Source organism: Algoriphagus sp. 4150 (assembly GCF_031457395.1).
Taxonomy (GTDB): Bacteria; Bacteroidota; Bacteroidia; order Cytophagales; family Cyclobacteriaceae; genus Algoriphagus.
This window is the reverse complement of record NZ_JAVDWS010000054.1, coordinates 1-5536: the sequence shown is the minus strand read 5'-3', so window position 1 is coordinate 5536 and position 5536 is coordinate 1. Positions and strand designations below refer to the sequence as shown.

Sequence of the window (5536 nt, the reverse complement as noted above, 5' to 3'; positions counted from 1 at the left end):
TTATCCGGTTGATTTCTACGAAAATGGTGGATGCCGGGATTTATAATCATGCCCCTGTGTGTCGCGCTCCCGTCATGGATATTTCATCTGATTATAATTTGATTTTTAAAGGACAGCTGGAATCTCGCTGGGTTTATAATCATACCAGCGTGTGCCTTTTGAGTCATGCTCGATTTCATGGCCGGTTATTAGTTAATTCGTGGTCATCATCCATTGGTAGAGAACTCATATGGTCTACATACTCTTTTGGAACTTTCATAGCCCAAATAGCAACCCCTACAAAAAACAGGACAAATATGATTAGAGAGATAATCGGGAATATCTCTACATTTTCCATTGATCTTAATACTTCTTTGTACATGATTTCTCCGATTAGTTAGATGGTGAGACTTTAATATCAGTACCCAATCGCTGCAAATAAGCAATCAAAGCCACGATTTCAGTGGTCGGCATTACTTCTATTCCTGCATCTTTCAAGTTGGTAGCTATCACTGCTGCCTGCGCTTCCAGATCCGCAGCAGCTTGCTGATCATAACCTGCAGGGTAAGGGACGCCAAGCTTCTGCATAGTGCTGATTTTCGCAGGCAGATCAGAATAGTCCAAGGCATTGGTCAATAGCCATGGGTATGGCGGCATCAATGAACCCGGTGACATGCTGCGTGGGTCTTCCATATGGAAATAATGCCAGCTGTCAGGATATTTCCTTCCCACCCGGTGAAGATCAGGACCTGTTCGTTTGGAGCCCCAAAGGAATGGTCTGTCATACACAAATTCCCCTGCTTTGGAATATTCACCATAACGCTCTGTCTCAAATCTAAATGGCCTTATCATCTGAGAATGACAACCTACACAACCATTTTGGATATAAATATCTCTTCCTTCCAGCTCAAGTGGCGTATAAGGCTTAACAGAACTGATGGTAGGCACATTGGACTTCACCAAAATAGTAGGGACGATTTCTACGACTCCACCAATCAGAATAGCCACGGTAGCCAACACAGCGAAGAAAATAGGCTTTCTCTCCCAAGCACGGTGCCAGTATTCTCCTACAGGATTGTACACTTTCGCCAATGCGGGAGCAGAATCCTCTTCGGTCTCTACAAAGGTGCCTTGCTTAGCAGTCATGAACATATTGTACATCATCAGGATCGCTCCACTTACATACAGCAGTCCTCCAAATGCTCTAAGCATATACATAGGCACCAACTCTACCACGGTCTGCAGGAAATTACCATAGGCAAGTTTACCCATCTCGTCAAATTCTCTCAACATCAAGAACTGAGTCAAAGCTGCTACGTACATCGGCAAAGCATAGAAAATGATTCCCATCACGCCTAACCAAAAGTGCGTATTAGCCAGCTTAGTAGAATATATGGTGGTTTTGAATAGCCTAGGCCACATCCAGTAAAGCATACCAAAAGTCAAGAAACCATTCCACCCTAGCCCTCCAATATGGACGTGAGCCACAATCCAATCAGTATAATGGGCAATAGCACTGACATTTTTGAATGAAAGCATAGGCCCTTCGAATGTAGCCATACCATAAGCAGTGATCGCTACTACCATAAATTTCAGTACCGGGTCCGTAGTTACCTTATCCCATGCTCCACGCAAAGTCAGCAATCCATTCACCATACCACCCCATGATGGAGCCAAAAGCATTACGGAGAAAACAGTTCCCAAAACTTGAGCCCACTCCGGCAATGCTGTATAAAGTAAGTGATGGGGGCCCGCCCACATGTAAAGGAAAATCAAAGACCAAAAGTGAATAATGGATAGTTTGTATGAGTAAACAGGTCTATTGGCTGCCTTTGGTAAGAAATAGTACATCAACCCCAAGAAAGGAGTAGTAAGAAAAAATGCCACCGCATTATGACCATACCACCATTGCACCAATGCATCTTGTACACCAGCATAGGCTGAATAACTTTTCAGGAACGAAACCGGTAAAGCCAGGGAATTCACTATGTGCAAGACAGCCACTGTGATAAACGATGCAAGGTAAAACCAGATTGCCACATACATATGGCGCTCTCTACGGGTAAGAATCGTCCCAATCATATTGACTCCAAAAGCTACCCATACGATTGCAATAGCAATATCAATTGGCCACTCCAATTCGGCGTATTCTTTGGAAGAAGTAAACCCCAAAGGCAATGTCAAAACTGCTGAAAGGATAATTAATTGCCAGCCATAGAAATGAAACCAGCTAAGGGATTTGTTCCACATTGGAGCTTTCAGCAATCTGGGCATGGAATAATATACGCCTGCAAAGATCGCGTTCCCCACAAAAGCAAAGATTACAGCATTGGTATGCAATGGTCTTATCCGTCCAAATGTAGTATAGGGGTTACCTAAATTGGCTTCAGGTAAGAAGAGTTGTGTCGCCGCAAGTACGCCGACAAGCATCCCGATTACGCCCCAGATAATCGTTGCGGCTCCAAAATATTTGACAATTTTATTGTCATATAGGAACCTCTCCAGAGTAGTGTCATTCATAGGATTTCGGTTTTGATCGTGGATTTTTTTTAGGTTTCTTCGAATTGTTCTCAAAAAGCATCCTTATCGAAGGGGTGTAATTATCATCAAATTGGCCTCCTTTCATTGCTTTGAAAAACAGGAAAAGAAATGTACCGGCCAATACTAGACTGATTGCGATTAATAGAAAAATAACCTCCATGCTACGACAGTTTTGAGGTTAACAGCCCTTTTCTCCAGGCTACAAAATTTGTGGACAATGTGGTAAAAACCACTACCGACACACTACTTAGCGGCATTAAAATAGCGCAAATCACTGGACTTAAAAGTCCTTGAACTGCCAAACCAACCCCAACTACGTTATACGATAAACTTAATATAAAACTCGCCATAATGATGAGTCTACTGGATTTGGCAAAACTTAAAAAATCAGGAATCATTCCAAATACTTGCGAATCCATAATAGCATCGCTTGCCGGAGAGAAGTGACTAACCTGATCGGAAACTGCCACCCCAACCTCGCTTTCCTGCAAGGCCCCCGCATCATTTAATCCATCACCGATCATCAAGGTGTGACGATTCTTATTTAAATGCTTTAAATAATTCAGTTTATCCCCAGGACTTTGCTTGAAATTATATGTGATAGATCCGCCAAGCTTTCCCTCCAAATAAGCCTGCTCGTGAGAAAAATCTCCTGATAATACATGAAGATCAAAATCCCCTTTAAGCTGATCAATTACATCAGCAGCATTCTCCCGAAGTCCTGATTCGATAATGAAATAACCGAGTTCCTGTTCTTCTACAGACAGGCAAACCACATTGCCATTTTGATTTGTAACACTCCTGAATCCCGTAAAATCAGCTGAGCCCAATTTGAAACATTGTCCCTTCACTATAGCCTGAATACCTGCCCCTTTTATTTCACTGGCTTGATCTAGGGGCATAGCTATTTGATTGCCTAGCCAGTTATTGATCCGAATACTCAGCGGATGAGTGGACCGTTCTACCATTGATTTCAGTACAGACTTGGTTTCTTCTGTCAAGGTCTCGCCCTTATAAGTGACTTTGGCATTTGCCGGATCTGTGAGAGTTCCCGTTTTGTCAAAGACTACCGCATTAATCAAAGCTAGCCGCTCGATCACATTGGCATTTTTCAGGTAAAAACGGCTTTTGCCAAAGATTCTCAGCGAATTCCCCAGGGTGAATGGAGTTGACATAGCTAAAGCGCAGGGGCAGGCCACTATAAGCACTGAGGCAAACACTTTAATCGCAATCGAAAAGTCTATAAAAGCCCAATAAACAAAGGAAGCTAAAGCTACAGCCAATACAGACCATGTGAATACAGCACTGATTTTTACAGATAAAGGCTCAAGTAAGCCTTCTTTACCTTTATCGAAAGACTCATTGTTCCACAAATCAGTCAGATATCCCTGCGAAGGAAGCTTTTGAACATTCAAAAGTACCGGATCCCCTTTTTGACGGCCACCCGCATAGATTAATGCACCTTTTAGTCTCGGCACCGGAACTTCTTCGCCCGTCACAAAACTGTAATCAATACTAGCCTTATCACTTAGTAAAAAAGAATCTGCGGGAATCAACTCTTCATTTCTAACCCAGATTACATCGTCTACTTGCAGCTTCGCAAGGGGAATAACAACCTCTTGATTTTTTACAATTTTGGTGACGGCTATAGGGAAATACGATTTGTAATCCCTATCAAATTCCAGTGTCGAAAAAGTCTTCTGCTGGTAGATTTTCCCCAGAAGCAGGAAGAATAATAACCCTCCAAGACTGTCCATATAACCTGATCGCTGAAAAGCGAATATCTCCCAAAGAGAATAAACAAAGAGTGCAAGAATCCCCAAAACAATAGGGACATCCATATTTATTTGCTTTTGATTAAGTGAATTCCATGCGGATCGATAGTAATCACTCGCTGAATAAACTACTACCGGTATCGCAAGTATTACATTTAAGTAACTGAACAAACCCCGAAATGATGAATCAATCAATTCAGCTTCAGAAAAATATTCAGGGATACTGAACAGCATCATATTTCCGAAGCAAAAACCGGCGACAGCAAATCGCTGAATTAGACGCTTGTCTAACCCAACTCCTTGTTTCTCCTCCAGATTAGAAAGGTTAATTTGCGGCTCGTATCCTATTGTGGACAATAGACTTACTAATTCTTTTATACTAATCTTATCACGAAGAAACTTAACCTGAACTTTCTTTTTAATAAAATCAACGCGGCTGTAAAATACACCTGAATGGATTTGGTGAAGATTTTCCAGAAGCCATATACAAGAGGCGCAATGAATTATAGGGATATAAAAGGTAACATGGCACTCTGTTTCGTTACGAAAATCCAAAAGGCGATCGGCAGTATCAAAATCATCCAAGTAATCAAATCTGTTAGACTGCCCCACTTGGGTACGCTGGCTTGCACCCGGATGACTGGCTATATCATAGTAACTACAGAGATCATTCTCTGTAAGCACTTCATAAACCAACTTGCAGCCTTGACAGCAAAAATTCTTATCATCGGTTAGAATCACCAACTCACCGCAATTTTCACCACAGTGAAAACAAGACACATATTCTGTTGGAGCTATTTCAGGCTTCATTACCTTCAATTTAACTAGAGGATCTATCAGTAAGACAGGAGAAAACAGGTAGAATGTAAAGCAGCCCACAAAAGAGAATCAGACTTACACCGTCCCAGTCATTCCCTTCACACCTCAAAACTATACTATTGGAAAAGCCCAAGTAATGATGAAACACATGTGAAAAGCTGACAAAAGTCAGTTTTATTGATCTGGGATTGACACTGTATCAGTTACACATCCATTACTAAAATAAAAACCAATGTGGTTCCTGAATGACCCAGTAAAAAGGCCTATTGACAAAAAAATGTAAATGTCAGCTCCGCCTGTTGCTCAATGTGGATCAGTCGGAATATCTGGGGAGAGAGGGTATAAACGCAAAAAGACCCGCCGGAATTAACCAACGGGTCTGAATAAATGAGGCGGCGACCTACTCTCCCGGGTGTAACCCC

General features: G+C 42.0%; 4 protein-coding genes. All 4 read right to left on the bottom strand.

All coding sequences use genetic code 11. The annotated features are described in order from the left end of the window. Positions 1–175: 175 nt before the first annotated feature. The 4 genes from J2X69_RS24545 to J2X69_RS24530 are packed head-to-tail and all read right to left on the bottom strand — an operon-like array spanning position 176 to position 5105. Positions 176–361: a cbb3-type cytochrome c oxidase subunit 3 gene (locus J2X69_RS24545; RefSeq protein WP_310109466.1), complete on the bottom strand. Its 186-nt coding sequence runs from the start codon at positions 359–361 to the stop codon at positions 176–178. An 11-nt stretch (positions 362–372) separates the two neighbouring features. Then, entirely contained in the window at positions 373–2499 is a 2127-nt protein-coding gene (ccoN, locus tag J2X69_RS24540) for a cytochrome-c oxidase, cbb3-type subunit I (protein ID WP_310109463.1), read from the bottom strand. Next, a complete protein-coding gene (ccoS, locus tag J2X69_RS24535; RefSeq protein ID WP_310109459.1) occupies positions 2492–2680 on the bottom strand; it encodes a cbb3-type cytochrome oxidase assembly protein CcoS in 189 nt (62 codons plus the stop codon). Before ccoS ends, ccoN begins: the two co-directional genes overlap by 8 nt. 1 nt (position 2681) lies before the next feature. Next, positions 2682–5105 (bottom strand): heavy metal translocating P-type ATPase metal-binding domain-containing protein, encoded by a 2424-nt coding sequence (locus J2X69_RS24530; RefSeq protein WP_310109456.1) that lies wholly within the window; start codon positions 5103–5105, stop codon positions 2682–2684. Between the last annotated feature and the right edge of the window lie 431 nt (positions 5106–5536).

Excerpts from the sequence above, each read along its gene's own strand:
- ccoN (WP_310109463.1), bottom strand. The coding sequence starts at position 2,499 with ATGAATGACACTACTCTGGAGAGGTTCCTATATGACAATAAAATTGTC.
- J2X69_RS24545 (WP_310109466.1), bottom strand. The coding sequence starts at position 361 with ATGTACAAAGAAGTATTAAGATCAATGGAAAATGTAGAGATATTCCCG.
- J2X69_RS24530 (WP_310109456.1), bottom strand. The coding sequence starts at position 5,105 with ATGAAGCCTGAAATAGCTCCAACAGAATATGTGTCTTGTTTTCACTGT.
- ccoS (WP_310109459.1), bottom strand. The coding sequence starts at position 2,680 with ATGGAGGTTATTTTTCTATTAATCGCAATCAGTCTAGTATTGGCCGGT.